The organism is Ruegeria alba, from assembly GCF_022321465.1.
GTDB classification, from domain to species: domain Bacteria; phylum Pseudomonadota; class Alphaproteobacteria; order Rhodobacterales; family Rhodobacteraceae; genus Ruegeria_B; species Ruegeria_B alba.
In genome coordinates this window covers 1-20,036 of the sequence record NZ_JAKOEM010000032.1, presented here as the reverse complement: position 1 = coordinate 20,036, position 20,036 = coordinate 1, and the positions used below count along the sequence as shown (strand labels likewise).

The 20,036-nt window shown below is 58.0% G+C and carries 19 protein-coding genes; 5 read left to right on the top strand and 14 right to left on the bottom strand.

The window, feature by feature from the left end; genetic code table 11:
• The first annotated feature begins 17 nt into the window (after positions 1–17).
• Positions 18–1,037, top strand: coding sequence for an AraC family transcriptional regulator (locus MB818_RS20790; RefSeq protein ID WP_164128610.1), 1,020 nt, complete (start codon positions 18–20; stop codon positions 1,035–1,037).
• Positions 1,038–1,279: 242 nt separating this feature from the next.
• Here MB818_RS20790 and MB818_RS20785 read toward each other — a convergent pair whose 3' ends face one another.
• Genes MB818_RS20785 through MB818_RS20765 form a run of 5 tightly spaced genes read right to left on the bottom strand, consistent with a single transcriptional unit; the run spans position 1,280 to position 3,849 of the window.
• Entirely contained in the window at positions 1,280–1,939 is a 660-nt protein-coding gene (locus MB818_RS20785; RefSeq protein WP_164128609.1) for a hypothetical protein, read from the bottom strand.
• Between the two features lie 26 nt (positions 1,940–1,965).
• A complete protein-coding gene (locus MB818_RS20780) occupies positions 1,966–2,976 on the bottom strand; it encodes a helix-turn-helix domain-containing protein (RefSeq protein WP_164128608.1) in 1,011 nt (336 codons plus the stop codon).
• Positions 2,973–3,368 (bottom strand): VRR-NUC domain-containing protein, encoded by a 396-nt coding sequence (locus MB818_RS20775; protein WP_164128607.1) that lies wholly within the window; start codon positions 3,366–3,368, stop codon positions 2,973–2,975. Before MB818_RS20775 ends, MB818_RS20780 begins: the two co-directional genes overlap by 4 nt.
• The gene (locus tag MB818_RS20770; RefSeq protein ID WP_164128606.1) at positions 3,365–3,604 is read right to left on the bottom strand and encodes a hypothetical protein; all 240 of its coding nucleotides are present in this window, start codon (positions 3,602–3,604) and stop codon (positions 3,365–3,367) included. Before MB818_RS20770 ends, MB818_RS20775 begins: the two co-directional genes overlap by 4 nt.
• Positions 3,601–3,849, bottom strand: a complete 249-nt coding sequence (locus MB818_RS20765; RefSeq protein ID WP_164128605.1) for a helix-turn-helix transcriptional regulator — start codon at positions 3,847–3,849, stop codon at positions 3,601–3,603. Before MB818_RS20765 ends, MB818_RS20770 begins: the two co-directional genes overlap by 4 nt.
• A gap of 626 nt (positions 3,850–4,475) precedes the next feature.
• On the opposite strand from MB818_RS20765, the gene MB818_RS20760 reads away from it, so the two are divergent.
• On the top strand, positions 4,476–5,078 hold the full coding sequence (locus tag MB818_RS20760; protein WP_164128604.1) for a hypothetical protein: 603 nt from the start codon (positions 4,476–4,478) through the stop codon (positions 5,076–5,078).
• 3 nt (positions 5,079–5,081) lie between these two features.
• Here the strand turns inward: MB818_RS20760 and MB818_RS20755 are convergent, their stop codons facing one another.
• Positions 5,082–6,353 (bottom strand): tyrosine-type recombinase/integrase, encoded by a 1,272-nt coding sequence (locus tag MB818_RS20755; RefSeq protein ID WP_164128603.1) that lies wholly within the window; start codon positions 6,351–6,353, stop codon positions 5,082–5,084.
• Between the two features lie 343 nt (positions 6,354–6,696).
• Between MB818_RS20755 and MB818_RS20750 the strand changes: the two genes are divergently transcribed.
• Positions 6,697–7,140, top strand: a complete 444-nt coding sequence (locus MB818_RS20750) for a hypothetical protein (protein WP_164128602.1) — start codon at positions 6,697–6,699, stop codon at positions 7,138–7,140.
• 433 nt (positions 7,141–7,573) lie between these two features.
• Here MB818_RS20750 and MB818_RS20745 read toward each other — a convergent pair whose 3' ends face one another.
• The 3 genes from MB818_RS20745 to MB818_RS20735 all read right to left on the bottom strand — a co-directional run bounded on the left by MB818_RS20745 (position 7,574) and on the right by MB818_RS20735 (position 11,330).
• On the bottom strand, positions 7,574–8,857 hold the full coding sequence (locus MB818_RS20745; RefSeq protein ID WP_203583007.1) for a mechanosensitive ion channel family protein: 1,284 nt from the start codon (positions 8,855–8,857) through the stop codon (positions 7,574–7,576).
• A gap of 149 nt (positions 8,858–9,006) precedes the next feature.
• Positions 9,007–9,714 carry an outer membrane protein gene (locus MB818_RS20740; protein ID WP_234237915.1) on the bottom strand — a complete coding sequence of 236 codons (708 nt, stop codon included), beginning with the start codon at positions 9,712–9,714 and terminating at the stop codon, positions 9,007–9,009.
• Positions 9,715–9,923: 209 nt separating this feature from the next.
• Positions 9,924–11,330 carry a DUF1254 domain-containing protein gene (locus tag MB818_RS20735; protein WP_164128600.1) on the bottom strand — a complete coding sequence of 469 codons (1,407 nt, stop codon included), beginning with the start codon at positions 11,328–11,330 and terminating at the stop codon, positions 9,924–9,926.
• Between the two features lie 268 nt (positions 11,331–11,598).
• On the opposite strand from MB818_RS20735, the gene MB818_RS20730 reads away from it, so the two are divergent.
• Entirely contained in the window at positions 11,599–12,633 is a 1,035-nt protein-coding gene (locus MB818_RS20730; protein ID WP_164128599.1) for an AraC family transcriptional regulator, read from the top strand.
• 30 nt (positions 12,634–12,663) lie between these two features.
• Here the strand turns inward: MB818_RS20730 and MB818_RS20725 are convergent, their stop codons facing one another.
• On the bottom strand, positions 12,664–13,614 hold the full coding sequence (locus tag MB818_RS20725) for an AraC family transcriptional regulator (protein ID WP_234237916.1): 951 nt from the start codon (positions 13,612–13,614) through the stop codon (positions 12,664–12,666).
• A 262-nt stretch (positions 13,615–13,876) separates the two neighbouring features.
• Here MB818_RS20725 and MB818_RS20720 point away from each other — a divergent pair, with 262 nt between their 5' ends.
• Positions 13,877–15,319: a DUF1254 domain-containing protein gene (locus MB818_RS20720; protein WP_164128597.1), complete on the top strand. Its 1,443-nt coding sequence runs from the start codon at positions 13,877–13,879 to the stop codon at positions 15,317–15,319.
• 689 nt (positions 15,320–16,008) lie between these two features.
• Here MB818_RS20720 and MB818_RS20715 read toward each other — a convergent pair.
• The 4 genes from MB818_RS20715 to MB818_RS20700 all read right to left on the bottom strand — a co-directional run bounded on the left by MB818_RS20715 (position 16,009) and on the right by MB818_RS20700 (position 19,906).
• Positions 16,009–17,730 (bottom strand): hypothetical protein, encoded by a 1,722-nt coding sequence (locus MB818_RS20715; protein ID WP_234167430.1) that lies wholly within the window; start codon positions 17,728–17,730, stop codon positions 16,009–16,011.
• On the bottom strand, positions 17,727–18,494 hold the full coding sequence (locus MB818_RS20710) for a hypothetical protein (RefSeq protein ID WP_234167428.1): 768 nt from the start codon (positions 18,492–18,494) through the stop codon (positions 17,727–17,729). The genes MB818_RS20715 and MB818_RS20710 overlap by 4 nt, the downstream gene beginning before the upstream one ends.
• A 323-nt stretch (positions 18,495–18,817) precedes the next feature.
• Positions 18,818–19,069 carry a hypothetical protein gene (locus tag MB818_RS20705; RefSeq protein ID WP_238906299.1) on the bottom strand — a complete coding sequence of 84 codons (252 nt, stop codon included), beginning with the start codon at positions 19,067–19,069 and terminating at the stop codon, positions 18,818–18,820.
• A 162-nt stretch (positions 19,070–19,231) separates the two neighbouring features.
• Positions 19,232–19,906: a YcbK family protein gene (locus tag MB818_RS20700; RefSeq protein ID WP_238906298.1), complete on the bottom strand. Its 675-nt coding sequence runs from the start codon at positions 19,904–19,906 to the stop codon at positions 19,232–19,234.
• Between the last annotated feature and the right edge of the window lie 130 nt (positions 19,907–20,036).

Here is a 20,036-nt window from a genome sequence, read left to right as displayed (position 1 = left end):
TTACGACAGAATGCGCCATGAACATTCCGATGGTGAACGTCGTCGAGTTCTCGCAGATGGTGTCGATCCTCGACCGGGCCGCGTCGCCTGCCGTGGTGAACCGCGCGCTTGCGGCAGCTGACCTAGACAGAAGGGCTATCGAACAGAGAACCGGATATCTTCCGTATCGGCTGGAAGCCGTGGTCCTCGAGCACGTGGCACGGGCGATGGGAGATGATCACCTTGGGGCACGTCTTAGCGGCCAATTCGACTATGCCGCCTACACGGCCTATGCCCGGTACGTCCTGGGGGCACGCAACCTTGGCGACGGTCTAAGGCGAGGACGGCGAGCCTTTCCGCTGATCAGCCCCGGTTCGGCGCTCGTCCTGCAGAAGGCCGGAGAGCACCTGCTCATCGGTCGTCAGACCGGACTTCACGCGGTTATCGGCCGAAGGCACCTCGAAGATGCGGCGCTGTTCATAATCATACATGTCGTCCGGCACTTTCTTGGCGGCGGGTGGCGGCCGTCGTGGATCGAGATTCCCGGGCGGGAGGCCGACCGTCGGGCGTTCCTCGAGAATGCGATCGGCACTCCGGTGCAAATGGGGCGCGCGATGCCTGCCGTCGCGGTCGGTGTGCGCAGCCTCTCTGCGCCAAACCCGACGCCGCTCAAAGCGAAAAACGCGCTGGTCTTCCGAGAGTTGCCGGTGCTGATGGGCGTCTCCCCCCCGCGCACGTTTGAAGATGTCGTTCGCGAAATGCTATTTGCCCAGCTTGTGTCGCGAGACCTCTCCGAGGACGTGATCGCAAATCGGCTAGCCATGGGCACTCGGACCCTGCAGCGCCTCCTGAAAGACGAAGGCACGACGTTTCGGGAGGTCAAGGCGAGGTTCGTTGAAGACCGCGCCAGCGCGCTCCTGGCAGGAACCGATCTGACGATCGAAGCGATCTCCCGGCATCTCGGCTATATCGAGCCGAACAGTTTTCGCCGTGCGTTCAAGGGCCGGTTCGGCCTCTCACCGTCTGAATTCCGCGCCTCGGGGCGAGGCCGAGTATGACGCTCGCCATAGTGAGCGCCTGCACGCATGAAGAGTTAAGAATCAGAATGCAGCGCACCGACCCCGGGCTGTTTAGGGCATAAACCGCATCCTGGTTCAACGATGTCCGCTGTTTGGAGGTTGCGGCTTTTCTGAGGGACCATCTCGGCGATCTGGAAAACTCGGACAAAGGTCCGAAGAGTCAGTCCCGCTGGCGCTGGTGCCGGGCGCGAAGAACAGCTGCGTGCTGGTATTTCCACTCGTCACCTGTGGTTCCACGGCCTTACCTTCGGCATCGCCTCTGTCACCTCGACCGTGCGAAGCATACCCCCGTCGATCAGCCCATCCCGGATCCAGCCCAGCGCCTGCCACCAGTCCGCGTAGGCACGCCGCGCCGCCTCGATCTGCTGCGGATGCGGAACGTATGTGACCGGGCAAGCCAGCACATCCACCGTGCGCCACTTGCCGCGGGACAGAACGCGCTCGGTCCCGACGACGACCGTTGTTGCCCGCTCCCCATGCTGATTGCGCTTCACCTCCACCGGGACGCAGCGCGGGACAGCACCGGGCATCCAGTCGGGGGTGAGTCCAGCCCGCGCCAACTCTGCCACGCGGATCGCCATGCGCTTGCCACCGAGCTTGTCCGGCATCCCGGCCACTGTTGCGGCGATTACCTCGGCATCCTCGTGGATGTAGGTGCCGATCTTGTGTCGACCGCCGTCGATCTTGCAGCCTAGCGCCGCGCGGTGCAGCAGGACATATTCGAGGCCGAAGCCAAATCCCCCTTCGTTTGCGTCCTGTAGCACTGGCAGCTCGAGCTGCGCCTTCTCGACCCGAAAGGCCCATTCCAGCGCCGCCTGCACGCCCAGCGCCCGTTTCACCCTCGTGCCGCCCGTGCGGTTGATCCGTCCCTGGTAACTCATGGTTTTGGTCCCTCGAGTTTGGTCATTCACAGAACCCCGCGTTCCCGCATCCGGTCCGCGGTCACGAGCCCGCGGGCCAGTATCGCGTTGCGCATGGTGTTGCTGATGACGCAGGTTGGCAGATGGCTGTCGGAGTTCACCCAGGCGGCATAGAAGGCCGGCACGTCGGCGCTGGGCGTTGCCGCTGGTTTCGACATTCCAGGTTTTCCTCGTCTGCGTTTCCTGCTGGCGTTGTCCGCCTTGCGCTGGGCGGCGCGCTGCATGGCGCGGTCGAGCGCCTTCGGCCCATCTGGTGGTTCGGGGTGGTCCTGGCGGGTGGCCTGGGCAGTGGCGACGATCTCGGCCTCGGTGAGGCCCAACGCGTCGCGCCAGCGCTGAACGTGTTGCCGGGGCGGCCAGCCCTGCCACCAGCCGGGCAGGGCGGCAGGGTCGAGGCCCAGCGCCTGGAGCAGCTCCCAAAAAAACCGATCAGAGATTTCCGCGCGCGCTTGCGCGCCCTCCTCCTCCTTTACTGGTTTACTTAGTGGTTCTCTTACAAGGTTAGTGTCCGGAATTCGGACACGGCTTTCGCGATTTTCCGGACACGGCTTTGTCGGAAAACCGGACACGGCTTTTACCTCAATCCCATGTCCGAAATCCGGGCACGGCAGGCTGGCGATGACCTCATCGAAGGGCAGGCAATCCCTCTCATCAGGGGTATCGAAAAAAGACTCTCCGCCGTGTCCGGTTTTCGGACGCGGGGTCCCATCCGACGGCGTGAAGCCCGGCTCAAACCCCAAGATGTAGCGGGTGGGCAACTGGCGCTTTGTTGCCGGATCGATCCGCGGCACGCGACGCAACAGCCCTGCGGCCTCGAGCCGATCGAGATGATCGTTCAGCGTGGAGCGACTGATCTCGCAATCCTGTGCCAGCCGGGCCTGCGATGGAAAACATCCGTAGTCCGGGTTGAACCGGTCGCAGAGATGCCAGAGCACGATCTTGGTGGTGGGTTTCAACCCGCGCTGCCGGATTGCCCAGTTCGTCGCCTCGTGGCTCATGGCGCGGTCCTTCCTACAGGTACTGCGATGCGGGTGGTGAATCCTTGATCAGCCAGCGCGCCCAGCGCGTCATCCAGACTGCGGACCAGCGCCCAGCCAAAACCCTGTGCTAGCACCGCATCCCGAAACGCCACCTGTGTCAGGCTGAGCCTGCCCTTGACCGACTTCAGTTCCAGGAACAGCACGCGACCCTCGCAGAGCACCATCAGGTCCGCAAAGCCGGCATGAACGCCCATGCCGACCAGGATCGCCTGCCGCCTGGCGCCACGGGGACCGGCCTCGGTCACCTCGCTGGCGCAGTGATGGATGATTGCAGATCGGGGCAGGACGAAGCGTAGCGCCTGTACCACGGCCCGCTGCAGATCAGCTTCGGGTGTGCCACGGCGCTTCATGAGCGCACCCTCCCGCCATCTTCGCGCTGGGCGCGCTGAACGGGTCGCCGGGCGTCGATAACTACGCGGAGACGCTGTGCGGCCGCACGCTCGTCCGCTGTCTCGCCATGCCGGATCAGCACGTCACAGGCGATCCGGATCAGGGGATCGGAATGATGGGCGACATCGGCAAGGACGGCGCGGGCCTCGGCAAGGCGCTCGGCCGGCCAGGCGGAGCTGTGGGGCTGGGCTGTCATGCCCGCCCCCGTGATTTGCGGACCGGATGCGCCTGTTCCTGTGCCCGGATCCAGTCCTGCACGGCGGCCCGGCGATAGAATACCTTTCTGCCTATGCGGGTGCAGGGCGGCCCCTTGCGACGTGCCTCCCACCGGGAAAGCGTATCCGTGGTGAGGCTGAGCGCGCGGGCCAGCTGCTCGCGACTGATCCAGTCGGCCAGAAGGTCGGGGATATCCTCTGGGGTATCCGGAAGGGGGTCGTTCATGATCTGCTCCGTTCAACATCCGCCCCGATACTCGGGGCGCGGGGTCAGCGAAGCAGAGCCTTGGGGGCGGAAGACAGGCGGAAGGTGGAATTGAAGTCCGCCCCCCAATTCCGCCCCATGTTTCATTGGGGTTTCGTGGTGTGGGGCAGTGCGAACGGGAGAGGTCACGACCATTTTGAAGCGCAGGCTTGAGCCGTTTCAAGGTAGCGACGACCACGCGAATGGCGCCGCCTCATCAAAGTTGGGCCGATTGGCCGGTATTCAGACGGATTGGCGGGATTTACAGGGACCGGAATTGCCGGAAAGGGTTATTCCGGTCGTGTTCCGCCGACATTCGGCGGCGTAGCGCTGGGTTGGAGTTGACCGCGCGGCATGTCACCACCTGCAGTCTTGAGACGCATCCTGAAGTTGCGTAGCGTCCCGGCGAGCAGTCGAACAGAATCAAAAACACGAACCATGCCAGCAGCTTGCACTCCCCTTGGGGCAGCTCTGGTTTGGCGCCGGATATTCTCGAACACCAGCTCCGCACCCCAAATCCGCCCGCGTGCCTGGCACAGCGGGTTTTTGTAACCTGCATGCCGGCGGCTCGGGCCGCGGGATGCCGCATGCCCAAATGGAGTTTCCGCATGCCCCTGCCGCCCATTGCCTTCTATTCCATTTACGAGATCGCTGTTCGCTGGGGGTGCCATCCGGCCGATGTTGCAGGCTGGGCCGCGGCGGGACATTTGCAGGTTCTGGCGGGCATCCCTCCGGTCAGCTGCGGCGAGGAGACAATCGCCGGGCTGGTTGCAGTGCCGATGGCGGAACTGATGCCGATGTTTCGCCGGTATGGACCGAGCGAGGATCAGGCACGCCTGAGGCGGATTTTGCCACCGGGAAGCTCGATTTGGATGCAGATAACAGATCCGTCTGAGGGATTACCGATCCGGTCGTCGGACCTGCTTTTGGCCGCAGGGTCGTTGCAGCACTTCGAAGAAGAACGGGACCTTTTACGCCGCCCGGCCGTGAGCACCGGAGCCAGCCCGCGCTATGAATGGGATGCGATGTATGCCTGGCTGACCTGGTTTCTCTACGAGAAGGGGATTCCCGATACAAAGACCGCTCTGGTCGTTCTGGTGCAGGACTGGTTCGTGCAGAACTCGAAGTCCGGCGAGGTGCCGGATGAAAGCACCATTCGCAAGCGCCTGACCTCGCTCTGGTACCGGTTGCGGGGCGAGGAGCCAGCGTGATAGTCAGGCCGATTTCGGGAGATCGGCCTCGCCCAGCGCGGCGTCATGTATGAGGCGCGGCCGCGGGCGCAGGAGGCTGGCCACCGTGTCAACACCAGCGCGCAATGGGGAATCCATCAGATGCGCATAGCGCTGGGTGGTTTGCATCTGGCTGTGACCCAGCAGCTTGCCGATCATTTCCAGGGAAGACCCACCGCTGACCAGCAGCGAAGCGAAGGTATGGCGCAGGTCGTGGATGCGGACGTCGGCCAGCCCGGCATCTTTCTGGACCCTCGCCCAGAACCGACGGATTTCCCGCACCGGCTGGCCGACAGTGTCGCCGGGGAAGAGCCAGGGATTGCCACGCGGCACGACAAGCTGGCGCTGGCGCACGATGGCCACCACTTCCTGCGAGACCGGCACGCGATGGATCTTGCGCTGTTTCGTCGTCGAGGCCGGTTTCGACCAGATCGCATAGTCGAGGTTGAACTGTTCGAACCGCGCTGTCCGGACCTCACCGACCCGGGCGCCGGTCAGCATGCAGATGCGGATGATCGCGGCTGCGCGCTGATCCTCGGCGTTGTCGAGCACGGTTGCCAGACGGATCAGTTCCTCGGGGGAGAGGAAGCGTTCACGAGCATGCTCGATACGCCGATGAAAACCTTGTGCCGGATTATCCAGCCGCCACTCCCATTCCATCGCCAGCGTAAACATCTTGCGCAGCACTTCGCCCATGCGGTTGGCGCGGATCGGGGTGGGTTTGTGGCCCTGCAGCTTGCGCGCCCGGTTGTTGGGTTTCTGCTTGCAGGGGCGGGGACGGCCCTCTGCCACGATATCGAGGAACCGCGCGACCTCGGACTTGGTAATCTCCGTCACGAGCTTGGTGCCCCAGGCAGGTTCGACCATCTTCTTCAGCATCGAGATCTGATCGCCCGCGTTGGTCTTGGACAGCTTCGGCAGATGTTCGGCGATGTAGCGATCGATCATGTCCGTGACGCGCGGGGCGCCGCGGATTTCCTCCCGCGATGCCAGTGGATCCTGCCCCTCGTCGATGGCACGACGCAACTCCTTGGCGCGTTCGCGGGCGGCCGTCACGCTCCATTCGGGCCAGCGGCCGATTGTCATCCGCCGCTGCCGTCCGGCATGGCGATAGTCGATGGTGAAGGTCCGCGCGCCTGAGGCCTGGACCCGGGCGGCAAAGCCGATCACCTCGGTGTCGAAGATCTGATAGCTTGCGCCCGGCCTCGGCTCGGCCTCGCGCAGGGTTTTCTCATTCAGTTTCAGCCTCTTGACCATGCAACTCACCTCCTTGTTACCCGACACAGGCGTAGACCCGCGCCACGATCAAGTCGGATCACAAGGCAGGGACCGGAATACAGGCGGAAGGTGGAACTGGGGCGGGGAGAGGCGTTCCGGTCAATCGGATCAAGGGGCTGGAAGACGGCGCCGAGCGCGTCCTATGATCGTGAAACGGGATCGATGATCTCAGATCAAGATTGAGCGCAGTAATTCCGGTATCGACTGCAGGACGCAGCGACAGATCCGGTGTGAATTCATCTGGTGGGTTTGATGACACCTGGCAGATGCATTACCACTTTCGGCATAACCAGTCTGCCCCTGCCTTCCGGAACCCAGCGCCGTGCCGAACTCCAAGCCACCCCGAAACCTGACACCCGGCCTCTGCCAGCGGCTTCAGGACGAGATGCTGCAAGCCTGCCAGGATGTGGCCGCGCGCAACGGCTTGGTGGTCGAAGCCAAAGAGATCTCGGGCGTCGATCTGCGCTGGGGTTTCGATCTAGGGTTCCGCGTATCCATTCCGCTCCCAGATGGGAGCGCGCTCGATCCCGAAAGGTTGCGATTTGAAGCCCTCGCTGCAGCCTTCGGGCTGTCGCCGGCCGACTTTGGCCGACAGTTCAGCACCGGCCGCGACACCTTCAGGATCACGGGAATCGATCCCCGCAGGCCGAAGTACCCGATCTCTGCGGAGCGCATCCCCGATGGGCAGGGGTACAAGTTCACCGCTGAACAGGTGGCGCTGCTGTTGCAGAAAGAGGTGAAGGATGTGACGCCGAAGGGCCGGTGAAGGCTCGAACGGCCCATAGCGCCGCCCACCTCGGTGCTCTGTCGCTACAGTGCGGCCCGTCGAACCTGCCATTCGCTGCAGGCGCGAAATTGCGTGCCCGACGAGCTGGAAGTATGCCGAGATTGTATTGAAAAAGTCGATGTCCTGCTAAGAATAACCAAACCACGAGAACTTTCTCCCTCGCAATCCGTCCTTCACAAGCATCGTATTCTGGTAAGCGTTCCGGAAGAATATTGTTCCACATTTTGGATGTGATTTTCGGCGGGTCGAGTTTTTCAACACAATCCGGAAGAAGCCGCCGCACGCCACAGAGCGGTTTCATGACCGCTGAAGAGCGCTATTCACTTTCGTCCGAATTGATCCAACTAGCGAATGCGATACAACTTCGCTGCATGGACGGAATGAGACTTTAAAACTCGATTACGTAAGTTTTTCAGGAGCGTTTAGCCTGTTCGGATTTAATATGGATGTCCCGCTGCGGAAATGGGATGGAGATACCTTCTGCATCGAAACACTCCTTTGCGGCCCCGGTTAGACCCCAAAAGACCTCCCAGTAGTCCTCGCGTTTGACCCATGGTCGACAATAGATGTTGACTGAGCTCTCCCCCAACTCACCCACGAATATTTGTGGAGCGGGGACTTGGAGACACTTTTCGTTTTTGCTCACAAGGTCTTCTAGAACCTGGATCGCTTGCGCAGCGCTGTCGGAATAGGAGATGGAAAACAAAAGATCGACCCGGCGCGTTTCTGAGGCGCTCACATTGGTAATGACGTCGCCCCAAATAATGCTGTTGGGAATGGTAACAATCTGGTTGTCGAATGTTCTGATTTGAGCGGAGACAACCGACATTTCGTCAACCTGACCAGAGACTCCCGCCACGCGAACCGTATCTCCAGTATCAAAGGGTTTCAGAATCATCATCATCAAACCGCTGGCCAGATTCCCGATCGTTTGCTGCAAGGCAAAACCGAGAATGAACGAGACACCTCCGAATATTGCGAAGAACGGTGTGATGTTCACTCCGAGGAAGCTGAGTAGGATTAAGCCTCCCAACACGAAAGTCACCCAGTAGACCATCTTCAGAAGAAACTTCTTGAGGATGCGCGACACGGTGGAGATTTTCGCAAGCGCACGCTCTGCCAATCGCGTCGAAAAACCGGCCCAAAGGAAAAGCGCCCAAGCAGCCACGCAGAAGCCGATCAAACTGTAAAGAACCTGAATTCCGCCATCCGGCGAAAACAACCAACGCTCCAGACTACGAATGAGCTCCAGAGGGTTAAACGACCGAAGCGTGCTTTTCAATGCCGATTTCAGATAGAGTTCATGCGGTCTCAACGCTGCTGCATCGGCACCCTTTTCCCGCCATTCGGCGAGAGCATCGCGGTACTTCAGTTCAAGCGATCTTTGTGCGTCCAGCAGGGCGCCGCGCTGTTCTTGCGTCGAGTTTGCCCCCTGGTTAGAAGCAAGACCCGTTTGGGCCATTTGTTCAAGATTGGACTGCAGGTAGCCCCGCCAGATTTCAGCTACCTGGCCAAGCTCCGCCTCTGACAGAGGCTTGACGAGCACCTGAAGGTCTTCCCGAGTCAGGTACGGGTTTCGCAGTTGCGTTAGGTAGCTATCGGGGCTTCCCTGCGCCAGCGTAGGGGTCGGATTTAACGCAGCAAGAGAAAGAAGAAGTCCGGCGATCAAATAATAGAAGAGACAGGCAATCCTCAAGCTATGCTCCACAACAGACAGCAACCTGCGCAATGATCAAAATCGCGTCGTTAGGATTGGTCGAAGCCCGACGTTCGGTAACCATCCTCTCTGGCCGGAAACCTGTTCCAATTTTCAAGAATAATCCCCCCACTTGGCCCGACCAGAGGTCAGAACCGATAGGTCAGGCCAAAAATCGGACCAGATAACCCAATGGCGACGTCTGACCCCTTGATCGTCTTTCTGATGTCCATGTGCCGGTAGCCAAAGCGGGCAGACAAGCCTTCGGTTATGTCGTAGTCCAGCGTTCCCACAACTTGCCAGGTGGTGCTGGAATCAGAGAATCCTCCATAGTCGGCGAAACCGCTGGCGGACCATTTTTCCGATAGCTTCCAATGCGCTCGCACGCCGATGACGGGATCGAACCAGTTGTCGTTCAATGACCGGCTTTGAGAAGGACGGGTGCCTTCGCTGAGAGAAACCGAGGTGTCGAGGTCGAAGTAGCGAAAGCCCCCTAAAACTTCGTATCTTGCAGTACTGCTTTCAGCCAATTGGTAGCTCAGATATCCGCTCATCACCCAAGCGGTGATATCGGTCGTTCCTTCAGAGAAGAGCCTTCCGAAAGGCGTGTCTTGTGTGTCGGAAAGGTCGACGTAGATGATATCCTTGATGATACCCCAACGTCCCCGGTGGGCTTCGAAGGTCCCCATGAAAACCATTTCGAGGTCAGACAGCACATCGCTGCCGGATGGGTTGGATTCAATATCGCCAAATTCGGTGGCAATCGAAGTGTCCATTCCGGGTACCCACCCGTAGAGCGTGATGACTTTTTCCCACTTTTCGGCATGGCCGACCGTCGGAATCGCAGCAACCAGCATGGCTGCGAAAGTTGAATTTCTCACGTTGTTTCCTTGATGTCATTGGTCCAGATTTCAATCGTGACACGCCAATCGTCGACCTCATGAAACGGGCGGATCATTTCCATGGTTTTCCGGTCTCGCCAGACATTCTTTCGTTAAGGTCCCCGGCGGAGCACAGGTCGATCACAACAAATCAGACTATGGGAGACCGGAAAGCATAGGATGCCTTATTGCACTTTTGTCACTGCGGGCGGCGACCAAGTGCCGCTCAACGCTTCTTTCTTGGGCCAGTAGAGGCGCATCACCATGTAAATCGGGCCATCGGGCGCCGGCAGCCAGTTTGCTTTCTGGTCAGGGTCGGAAGGCTCGTCGTGCTGAATGTACAGGGTCAGCGAACCGTCCTGTCCTGTCTTCAGATCAGGCAACATGGGCGAGTTGATCAGATACCTGCCAATCGGGTTCTCGATCAGCAGTTGGGTCTTGCCGTCATACATCGTGACTGACCAAAACGCGTTCACGGGAGGAAGTTCACCCGCCGGAAAGGTCAGCGTGTATTTGCCTGTGCTGCCGTCAAGCGGTTTTCCATCCGCGTCCTGCTTTGCCAGCGGGTAGAGCGCCTCGACTGAATCATTCCCGTAAATACCGGCCACTGCGGCTGCGGCCCGCAGGGTATAATTGTCGCCCATCATCTTACGGTCGCCAAACAAGCCTTCGGAAATCTGCCAGCCATTCACCAGTTTGCCCAGCGAGGCGACTTCTTTTTGCACCTCCGCTGCCGCGGCTTTCATACCCGCGATTTCCTCGTCCGTAAGCGGTTTGGACGGGAACGGTGCCGCCGGTTCGATGCCAACACTGGCGAATTTGGCGCGCAGCGGTTTCTCATCCTCGAAAATCCCGACAGCCGGTGCGAATTGAAGTAGGAAAGACAGATATCCAAATGGATCGTGCTTGGCGAGATCCTTGTCGATCTTGGGCCAGTCGATGGCGGTCGGTGCGGTCGGTGCGTCTGTTCCCAGGAACTTCGACAGCGGTTGGGCGCTGTATTTCGCCTGGATAGCCCGAACTTTGTCGATATCAGAAGCTGCGAACAACTGGGTCCTGAAAAGACCCAGAGCAAACTGAGTCCCGGACTGAAAGACCTTTTCGATGCCTTTGGGCGTGTCGCCACTCCACTCCGGACCGGCAACCGCATAACAGCCTGCCTCGTTTCCGGTCGAACGGCTGCCAATATAGCCGAAATTGTAAGTGTATTGCGAGATGAGCTGTACCGAATAATACCGGGATTTTTCGACCTCAGGCACGCACAGCACCATCGGCTCAGCCCGCAGGTCCATCCACACAAAAGAATAAGGCGTATCGCTATTGGGCGTTACAACTGCTCTATCTTTATACGTAAAGACGTTCGCCTCGCTGTAAAGGCTGTTGAATGGCGCTTTGTATTGTTTGCCGCCCACGTCGACCGCGTATTCATACATGATTCCGTAATTCATCAGCATGGGCAACGCGTAAGTGGTCGCGTCCTTGGCAATTTCGCTGATTTCATCTGCTGTCAGGCCGCTTTCAGCAAAAACAGCCGCTCCATGGACAATTGCAACACTTGCAAACGCCCCGGCAAATATTCCTATCTTGGTCATCTTGTTCAATTTCTCCGTCAAAAGGGCCGTAAAACAATGCTGGCAAGACGGCCATATAAGATCGCCGGGCAGCAAAACGGCAAAGGCTCGCAGACAATCGAGATACCGATGCCACGTCAGGCACGACATTCCGGATACCAGCGCCGTCGCGCAGCTTCCGAAGGCTCCCAAAGTTCTTGGCGCGACCTCCCCAGGGCGTCAATTCTGTATGGCCTGTTGTCGAAGGGTACTCTAAGCATATTCCACGCGCTTCACTTTAGAGGACAAAATGCACGCGGTTTCTCAGCAGGTAACGACGCAACGCGTGGGTCCTCTTTCCGAACTTCCGGGCGTCCTGCGCGATCTCGGCGCGGACGTCGAAGCGATTTTCGAAGGGAGCGGGATTGATCCCGACGCGATCACGCCGGATCTGCGAATGCCGTTTCCGGATCTGCTGAAACTGCTGGACCGGGCGGCAAGGATGTCCGGCTGTCCTCACTTGGGGCTTTTGTTCGGGGCGCGTTTCGAGGTCGTCAAACACCACGGTCTCATCGGCGAGCTCATGCACACCGCGCCGACCCTCAAACAAGCTCTCGTCGATTGCGTGACGTGGCAACTGGGGTATTCCAGCGGTGCGATTGTCTACCTGAACAACCTCGGCGACGAGTACGCGGTCGGGTACGGGACATATGAGGTGTCCGCACCGGGCACCAGGGTTCTCTATGATGTCATCGTCTGCATTGCATTGCGCATGGTGCATGAACTTTCGAATGGCACGGTCAAACCCATAGAGGCACATTTCGCGCACAGCCAGGATACCGACCCCACGACCTACAGAAGACTTTTGAAATTACCGGTCTTTTTCAACCAGAATAGAACGTGCATCATCGTGGATAAATCGGCGATGCGTATCATTCCACCTCACGCCAATGCCGAAGCACGAGAAAAATTGATTGGTGTCATCGAACATCGGATCTGGGACCGCAAGCCCAGCTTATCGGAAAAAGTTAGCCACGCGATAAGACACTCGTTGCATTACGATGGGCCAACGATGACGACAGTAGCGAGCAAGCTGGCAATTCATCCCCGGACGCTGCGACGCCGTCTGGCTGATGAGGGAAACACCTTCGAAGCGCTCCGCGATACCGTCCGATACGCGGTCGCACGGGAAATGCTCGAGCTCACAAAAGTTCCGGTCGCTGAAATCAGTGACTTTCTTGCCTTTGCTTCCCCTGGCGTGTTCAGCACAGCGTTTCGGCGGTGGTCCGGGCTATCGCCTTTGACCTGGCGGCGACACACATTGACTTCTAGGTCGGTACTTTGAAGAATGGTTGCCGGGGATGTTTCGGCCGGGTCAAACAGACGGCTTGATCCCTGGGGTTGCAGCACGCCATGCCGAAGGTGTGGTCCCGCTCAGGCGCCGAAATGCGCTGGAGAACACTCCCGGAGACGCGTACCAGAGATGTGAAGCGATGTCGCTTACAGGGATGTCCGTCAATTCGAGAAGTTCTTTGGCCGCCGAAAAACGCACTGCATCGCGCATAATTCCGAAAGTCTGCCCTTCTTTCGACAGTCTTCGTTCCAAAGTGCGCGGATGGGTTCCCATTTGAAAGGCCACTGCAGACAATGTCGGTTTGGCGATAAGCATCACTCGCCTGATTGCTTGTCTTGTCCTCGTCGAAACATCCGGTGGTGTCTGAAATGCAACCTTCCTGATCCCGGCGAGGATATCGCGCCGTGCCGCTGAATCCGCGCTTGGAAGCGGCGTTCGCATTCCCGCCTCGTCCAGGATCAGACAGGTGCGATGCTGGTTGTACCGGACAGGAACCTTGAGCAGCCTCGCGTAGTCTGACGGACGTTCGGGTGGAAGGTGAGAGAAATGAATTTCCACTGGTTTTACGGCTCCATTCGTCATCTTTCGAAGCATTTGAACGCCAACCCCGATAATTGCATCGTAAAGCACCTTACTGCCGGGGGAGGAAGCGGCAATACTGCCATAGCCGATGGCATACTCATCCCCGTACCGGTTCAAATAAACGATGGCACCGCTTGAATACCCTGGCTGCCATATCACGAAATCGCTGAAGGCGTCGCGAACGGTTGCTGCGCTCAACATAAGCTGCCCAATGGGTCCGTGAATGTCGAAGGTGAAGCGGAGCCCAATCAGCAGCCCCAAGTGAGGGCAATTGGTTGCCTGCTCGGCCCCGTGCAACAAATTCAGCAACCTATTGAACGGGACGCGGGTATTCGGGTTAATCTCGCTTGGATCGACCCCGCTGCCACGGAACACGGTGGCAACGTCCACTCCCAAGTCACACAGAACCTGTGGCAGTTCGCAAAGAACCCCGGCCCTCTGCGTCATTTCAATTTCCAACTGGTCTGATCCTTTTGTCGCCCAAACCGAAGCGTAGCCACAAATTCTGTTTTAATCATCCCTTATTGTCTGGAACGCGGGCGCGCTTTGGTACCTGCATGATCCGTACCGGTGAAACCCGGGATGTCCGCGTCCTCGCCAATTTGACAGTCGCGACGATTTGAGCGGCAGGGACTTTGAAAAGGACATCAACATGAAAATCACGCGACGCGCATTGTCGGCCGGAGCTTTCGGGCTCACAGCGACGGCACTTCTGGGCGGTCAGGCACGGGCCACAGAATCCAAGATCAGCGACGAACTGCTCGACCGGGTCGACTTCTGGATCGCTCTGGAGGCGTATACATTCGCATATCCGCTGGTCACCATGGAATACACGCGCCGGGTCATGACAAATGTCGCCGAGGCAAAGGGAACGAAGGCCCCAATGGGTCAAATTGGGCGTCTGCGCGCATATCCGGATGCTTCTTTCACGGACGTCACCGCGCCCAATGCCGACACGCTCTACACATACGCGTTTTTCGACGTCACAAAAGAACCCTATGTTGTCAGCGTGCCGGACATGAACGACCGCTATGCGCTGTTTCCGATGCTGAGCGGATGGACGGATGTTTTCGATGTGCCTGGGAAGCGTACATCCGGAACCAAGGCACAGACCTTTGCGGTGACTGGCCCAGGTTGGTCAGGGACGCTGCCCGAAGGCGTGACGGAGTACAAGTCGCCCACTGGCATGGTCTGGCTGCTCGGGCGAATCTACTGCACCGGGACAAAGGAAGACTATGCCGAGGTTCACAAGATTCAGGATGCCGTCTCGCTGTTGCCGCTAAGTGCCTACGGTACGGATTACACGCCACCGGTCGGCACGGTCGATGCTACGGTCGACATGAAGACCGCCGTGCGCGATCAGGTCAATGCGCTGACAGCGGTCGAGTACTTCACGCTTTTCTGCGAGCTGATGAAGACCAACCCACCGGCTGCGGCGGATGCGCCCATGATCGAGAAGATGGCAGCGATCGGGATTGTCCCGGGCCAGGATTTCGACGCCAGGAAACTGGATGTGGCGCTGCAAAGTCGCGTTCCGCAGATCGCTTTTGCTCGTATCATGCTCCATTTCAAGGACAGCGGCGGGGACATTACGGACATCAACGGCTGGGCCTACACCACCAAGACAGGGCTTTACGGCACCAACTACATTCAGCGTGCGCTCGTAACGGCCATCGGTCTTGGCGCGAACCGTCCGCAGGATGCGATTTATCCGACCAGCACCAAGTCGGCGAGCGGACTGATCCACCGCGCCTATGACGGGTCAGAGAAATATGTGCTGACATTTCCGAAAGACCAACTGCCCCCGGCGAATGGCTTCTGGTCGATCACGATGTACAATTCAAAGTACTTCTTCGTCGACAATCCGCTGAACCGATATTCGATCAGCGCTCGGCAGAACCTTCAGGCAAATCCGGACGGGTCAGTCGACATTTACATCCAGAATGAGTCGCCCGGAAAAGATAAAGAATCTAATTGGCTTCCTGCGCCAAAGGACAAGTTTATTTTGATGATGCGTCTGTACTGGCCGAAGGAAGGTAACCCTTCGATCCTCGACGGTTCTTGGGTCATTCCACCCGCTAAAAAGGTAGGCTAATTCACCAATGGTAATCTTAAGTACGTCTGTTTGTCGTTCCAAAGAGTTCTGGATTTTATGCACGTTGCGGGCCTTGAAATAGTCTGAGCAACGTGCCGCTGCCCAAGTTCGCCGGGAAGTGACATGATATGACAAATTTAACTTCTGAATCGCGCTCAGAGCGGTCATGCAGCAGTTGAGAGAGAGAAACTCGATTTAATGGCTCCAGGAATGTCGGCTTCCGAGTTCGTAGCACTGTCGACGCGCACCAGCAGCGAATTCACACTTTCCGCCCTCTGTGTCGATATTGGTTCGGAAGCGTACGTGCTATCTATGATGCACGCGATCATAGTTGTGAGCTTGGTGTCCATCTTCTTGTCAACGTCTGGTCAACCCGTGAACGCGGTCTGGAGAACGATCTGCTCCGGCGAAAGACAGCGAAAAAGGTTAGGAGCGGGTCAAAGGAGGCGCCATTTCAAAGGCTTGTGCTGTAAGTCATTGAAATCATTGGGGCGATAGAATCCGAAGGTTTCGGCTCATAACCTGAAGGTCGTAGGTTCAAATCCTACTCCCGCAACCAAATTATCACACAATATCAAAGACTTAAAGTGATGGTATCCCCGTGCCACTCGCTCTCCCGCGTTTACATCAACGCCACATCAACTCCAAAACAGAAAAACCGCAGCCGCAGGCAAAATCCACGCAACACGTCAGTCGCAACCCGGAGAATTCTCAAGTGCGGGCAGCGACTCGGCAAAAAGTTTTGTCGTGACGGCAATGACCTGGTTACGAGTAGCCGCAAACGAGACTTGTTTGATGCTTGTTGCATTGTTGTCGAAAGCAAGTGGAAGCGACATCTTGATGCTGTGCACCAAACCGTCCGATGCGCCGATAGAGTCCAGAATTTCCAGGCTACCGGAACCTCCAAAAAACCGATTTCCCCAAACTCTACGGTGTTGTTCCATCGCAAGGGCATAGGTTAGCGTTCGGTTCGTTGAAAGCTGAACTTCAGGAACAATTGTGAACTGGAACCCTGTGCTTTCAGTAGCTTGAACCCTGCCAATTTCGAACGTCTTACCGCCAACTTTCAGGATGCCGGAAACATCCCGGTCCAAACGAAATTCGGTGGGAAGGTTGCCTTCGACACGGATTGTCGAGACAGTAGCCAAAGTCGCTCTTTTCAAGTTCAGTTCGAGCTCTTTGACCATTGGTCGAAGGGATAAATTGTCCATGTACTCGTTCGCCTCAACCCGTAAAGAATGCAGCACGTCGGGTTTTCGAGCGCGAAGGTGGGAGCGTACAAGATCATATCGGGCGGTCAGGTCAGCTGCAATTTTGCAGGTTTCATCATTTCCCACCCCTGACAATTCTCGAAGTGTAAAGTCGTGATTTTGGACGACCGGAATTATCACTTCCTCCTGAATAGCAGCAGCGCGAGCCTCGAGTTCGTTGTAAATTGCAATTTTGTGTGTGGCTTTCTGCTCGTCCAGCATCTTTTCAAGATCTGCTTCGAAATCTTCACGGTTCCAGTATTCATCAAGCTTCACGATACCGTAGTCCGCTACAATCCATGCGCCGACGCCACCAACGGCAGCACAGAGGCCGGCGCCTGGACCTGACCAAGAACAAGCTAATGCAGCTGCGCCTGCGCCCGTTCCGGCTGCGGCCCATTTCCCACCTGTTTTTGCAGCAGCTTTGACGGCGAGCTTAGCTGTAATTTTTTTTGCGATCGTTGTTGCGGCTACTTTGAACACAGCGACCGTACCGATCGCGGCGGACGCACTGATCGGAACAGTGAACTTAATGCGAGACTTGACGTCTTCGATAGCTTGTTTGGTCAAAGGGCCGAAAGTAGATGCTTCTGGAATGTCACCTGACGCAGGAGCAAATGTTTCGGCCTCGAACTGTGCATTGAAGTCGTTGTCCAGTTGCATGCCGACCTCAAGGACACGCTCTTCCAGTCCGGCAAACAGCATTTCTTGCAGTTTGTCGCTGACATCACCAAAAGCCGCGGCGCTTAGCTCGGCATATTCGCCCATGACTGAATAATGAAAGTCTGCGTACTTAGGAATTGCTTGGTACGCAGGCCGATAAGCGTCATCCAAAAGAGGGTCGAGTCGTTGACGGACAGCTTCAAGAGCTACCTTGTTCGCGTAGTTCAGCCTTTTTTCGAGCTCGGCCCCGCTTTCTTCATTACTACTTTTTGGCGGGGAAGTGATTTCTAACGGAGTTGATGTTTTTGTGGCACGGCTCGTATCGCTCTGTCGCACGACCGCTAGCAGAGTCAAGAGGAGAGTGAACGCCGCCATCAGGAAGATACTGCCCCAAAACCAGACTGCGAGCTTCCGAGAGTTTGTGCCGCCTTCAGGATTTGGGACACAACCGGGCGTGCTTTCTGAATCGAGCGGAGAAGTTTCTGGATCGGTAGTCATTCCCGAACCCCTCTTACATTCGCCTCGACAAACTGAGTTATGACTATGGCCGTTCGACAAAGGACAAAACTGAAGAGAGCGGAGTCGAGGCTGAACAGGAACCCGACTATTGGGTAACTGCGCAATTGTACAACACCCCAAAGTTTGGCCGCCTCAAAGCCGAAGGGCACCATCAGAATGGCCGTCACCCATCCATGCCTCTCTGGTAGCTTATGTAGCCCGATCTGTATCGCTTCGAGTAAATCTGCTTCCAACATTTCCCCGGGTTGCTTTGCCCATGCCCAAGTCGAAGCTACGAGGACTACAGTGAACGGGAGTGCAATCATCCAAGTGACAAGTGAAGTCGCGACAACGCGGGCAAAAGGTTGGTGAAAATGGTTTCTGAGAAGACTTTGGGTGGCCGAGAAGATAGTTCCAGACAACACAAACGCGACAAGCATTATTAGCGCTTCTGTCATCGATGCGGTGAGGGACTGCCAAGCCAGCACCGTAACAGCGACGAAGGTGAACGCCGCTGAAAGGAGCGAAGCTCTGAGTTTGCCCGTCAGGAGACGTTCAAGTGGAGATTCTTCGCGCAACTCAAGACGCAGCCGAGCTTTCCAAGGGATCAATGTCAAAGACCAAGTGCCGATGAAAACCACAGCGCCCAGCGGGATCAGCGCAAGGGTGGCCCAGTCAGTGGAGAAGTAGGCTGTGCGCCAGAGATAAAGTGAAACCGCTGCGAAGGCCGTTGCAGCTAGAGCATTATTTAACGCAGTCAGCATGAAAACTCATAGGTGTTTCGACTGCAAGGATATGATCTGTTTTGGTCAATGCATGCAACAATATCCATTCGTCACCAGGCCGATCAATGCCCAGATGATCGCGGAAGTTACGTTGATGTTCGTAACCCTAAGCGAAAACTTAGCCGCCAAATGGAAAGCACAAAAATACGCCAATTCCCCGTGAGCTGCCGTCATCCCGGCGTGCGACCACCCAACACTAAGAATCCAGCAGCTTTTTGAAATCTTGGCTCTAAGAATTTGGCAGGGCATAGCTCCCGTTGTCGAGGAGACCGGCACTAGCCGCGGGAAAACACCCGTCTTTTCTAGGCACACCCCCGCGCCTGCTCCCGCATCACCGCATAGTCGCTGATCATCTCAACAACCGCCGATCCTTCGGGCAGCAGGGCCAGTTCCTCAGCCGCCCGCACCTGTTCCTCCCGAGTGTATTCGACAACCGGCGGACAGACCCTAAACCCACCGCTATCAAAACCGCCCGCTGCGCAGCCGCTGAGCCAGATCATCACGAGAGCGAGGCCGACGCGCCCCCGCCTCGAGCATTCGCCTTTGTACGTCATGGTTTCTCTCCAAAGTCGCAAGCTTTTCCACCATCCGCCCGACCCGCTCGCCCGATCGACGCAGGGCCAGCAGGAACAACAGGATTGCCAGCGCGGTGACGGCATATCGCAGCACTCTGCGCCCCGCCGCGCTCCCCGCAATCCATGCAACGCCCCCACCAATCACCGTAGGCCCTGACGCCAGTCGTCGAGGCGGGCGTAAATCGTGACCGCGATCCCCCCGAGCGCCACGGCGATGAACACCCAGCGCAGCGCGTCGAGATACGGCACAAGCGGCAGGATTGCGGACTGCGTCTCGGCCAAAACATCCTGCGCGACCTCGACCCCCGCCGCGCCCAGCGTCGCCACCCCCGCCGCGCCACCCCCCTTCATTGTCCGGCTCTCTGCCAGGCTCTCCCGTACCGGCGGCGCCTCAGCCGCAAACGCCGTCGCCTGCACCGGGAACCGCTCGCCCCACTGCCGCGCCGGCCCGAGATCGACATGGATGAACCCCGAGCGCGGATAGAAGCCGAAGCCGAGGAAGCCGACCGCCCGCGCTGCCGCCTCGAAGGCCGCCGGATCGTGGTTTTCCATCGCAATGTCAAAGGCCGCCCCTTCGAGATGCTTCGAATGCTTGGCCCCACCAACCGCCTTGTTATGCTCGGTGCTGCGATAGGCGGAACGCACGATCAGCGGCTTGCCCAGCCGGTCGCGCAGCGCCTGCAACCTGTCGAGCGCCGGTTCATTGATCAGCAGCTTGCCGGTCCCGCGGCAGGCGATTTCCGCCGGCGAGAAGTTCGGCCAGCGCCAGGCGGCGTCCGGCACATCGCACCAGTGGGCATAGAAGGTTTTGGTCATGGGATATCTCCGGAAACAGGACCGCCGCCTCGGAGGGCGGCGGATGCGTGGGGGTTGGTTGGGAATGTCAGGGATTACGGAAGTGCAACCTGCGGATCACCGCCAGCCCTACGGCCCACCGCCAAAGAGC

Coding starts and splice junctions, on each gene's coding strand:
- MB818_RS20730 (WP_164128599.1), top strand. CDS start 11,599: ATGCACGCGGTTTCTCAGCAGGTAACGACGCAACGCGTGGGTCCTCTT.
- MB818_RS20790 (WP_164128610.1), top strand. CDS start 18: ATGAACATTCCGATGGTGAACGTCGTCGAGTTCTCGCAGATGGTGTCG.
- MB818_RS20755 (WP_164128603.1), bottom strand. CDS start 6,353: ATGGTCAAGAGGCTGAAACTGAATGAGAAAACCCTGCGCGAGGCCGAG.
- MB818_RS20735 (WP_164128600.1), bottom strand. CDS start 11,330: ATGACCAAGATAGGAATATTTGCCGGGGCGTTTGCAAGTGTTGCAATT.
- MB818_RS20770 (WP_164128606.1), bottom strand. CDS start 3,604: ATGACAGCCCAGCCCCACAGCTCCGCCTGGCCGGCCGAGCGCCTTGCC.
- MB818_RS20740 (WP_234237915.1), bottom strand. CDS start 9,714: ATGCTGGTTGCTGCGATTCCGACGGTCGGCCATGCCGAAAAGTGGGAA.
- MB818_RS20710 (WP_234167428.1), bottom strand. CDS start 18,494: ATGCTGACTGCGTTAAATAATGCTCTAGCTGCAACGGCCTTCGCAGCG.
- MB818_RS20780 (WP_164128608.1), bottom strand. CDS start 2,976: ATGAGCCACGAGGCGACGAACTGGGCAATCCGGCAGCGCGGGTTGAAA.
- MB818_RS20720 (WP_164128597.1), top strand. CDS start 13,877: ATGAAAATCACGCGACGCGCATTGTCGGCCGGAGCTTTCGGGCTCACA.
- MB818_RS20785 (WP_164128609.1), bottom strand. CDS start 1,939: ATGAGTTACCAGGGACGGATCAACCGCACGGGCGGCACGAGGGTGAAA.
- MB818_RS20760 (WP_164128604.1), top strand. CDS start 4,476: ATGCCCCTGCCGCCCATTGCCTTCTATTCCATTTACGAGATCGCTGTT.
- MB818_RS20775 (WP_164128607.1), bottom strand. CDS start 3,368: ATGAAGCGCCGTGGCACACCCGAAGCTGATCTGCAGCGGGCCGTGGTA.
- MB818_RS20700 (WP_238906298.1), bottom strand. CDS start 19,906: ATGACCAAAACCTTCTATGCCCACTGGTGCGATGTGCCGGACGCCGCC.
- MB818_RS20765 (WP_164128605.1), bottom strand. CDS start 3,849: ATGAACGACCCCCTTCCGGATACCCCAGAGGATATCCCCGACCTTCTG.
- MB818_RS20705 (WP_238906299.1), bottom strand. CDS start 19,069: ATGACGTACAAAGGCGAATGCTCGAGGCGGGGGCGCGTCGGCCTCGCT.
- MB818_RS20715 (WP_234167430.1), bottom strand. CDS start 17,730: ATGACTACCGATCCAGAAACTTCTCCGCTCGATTCAGAAAGCACGCCC.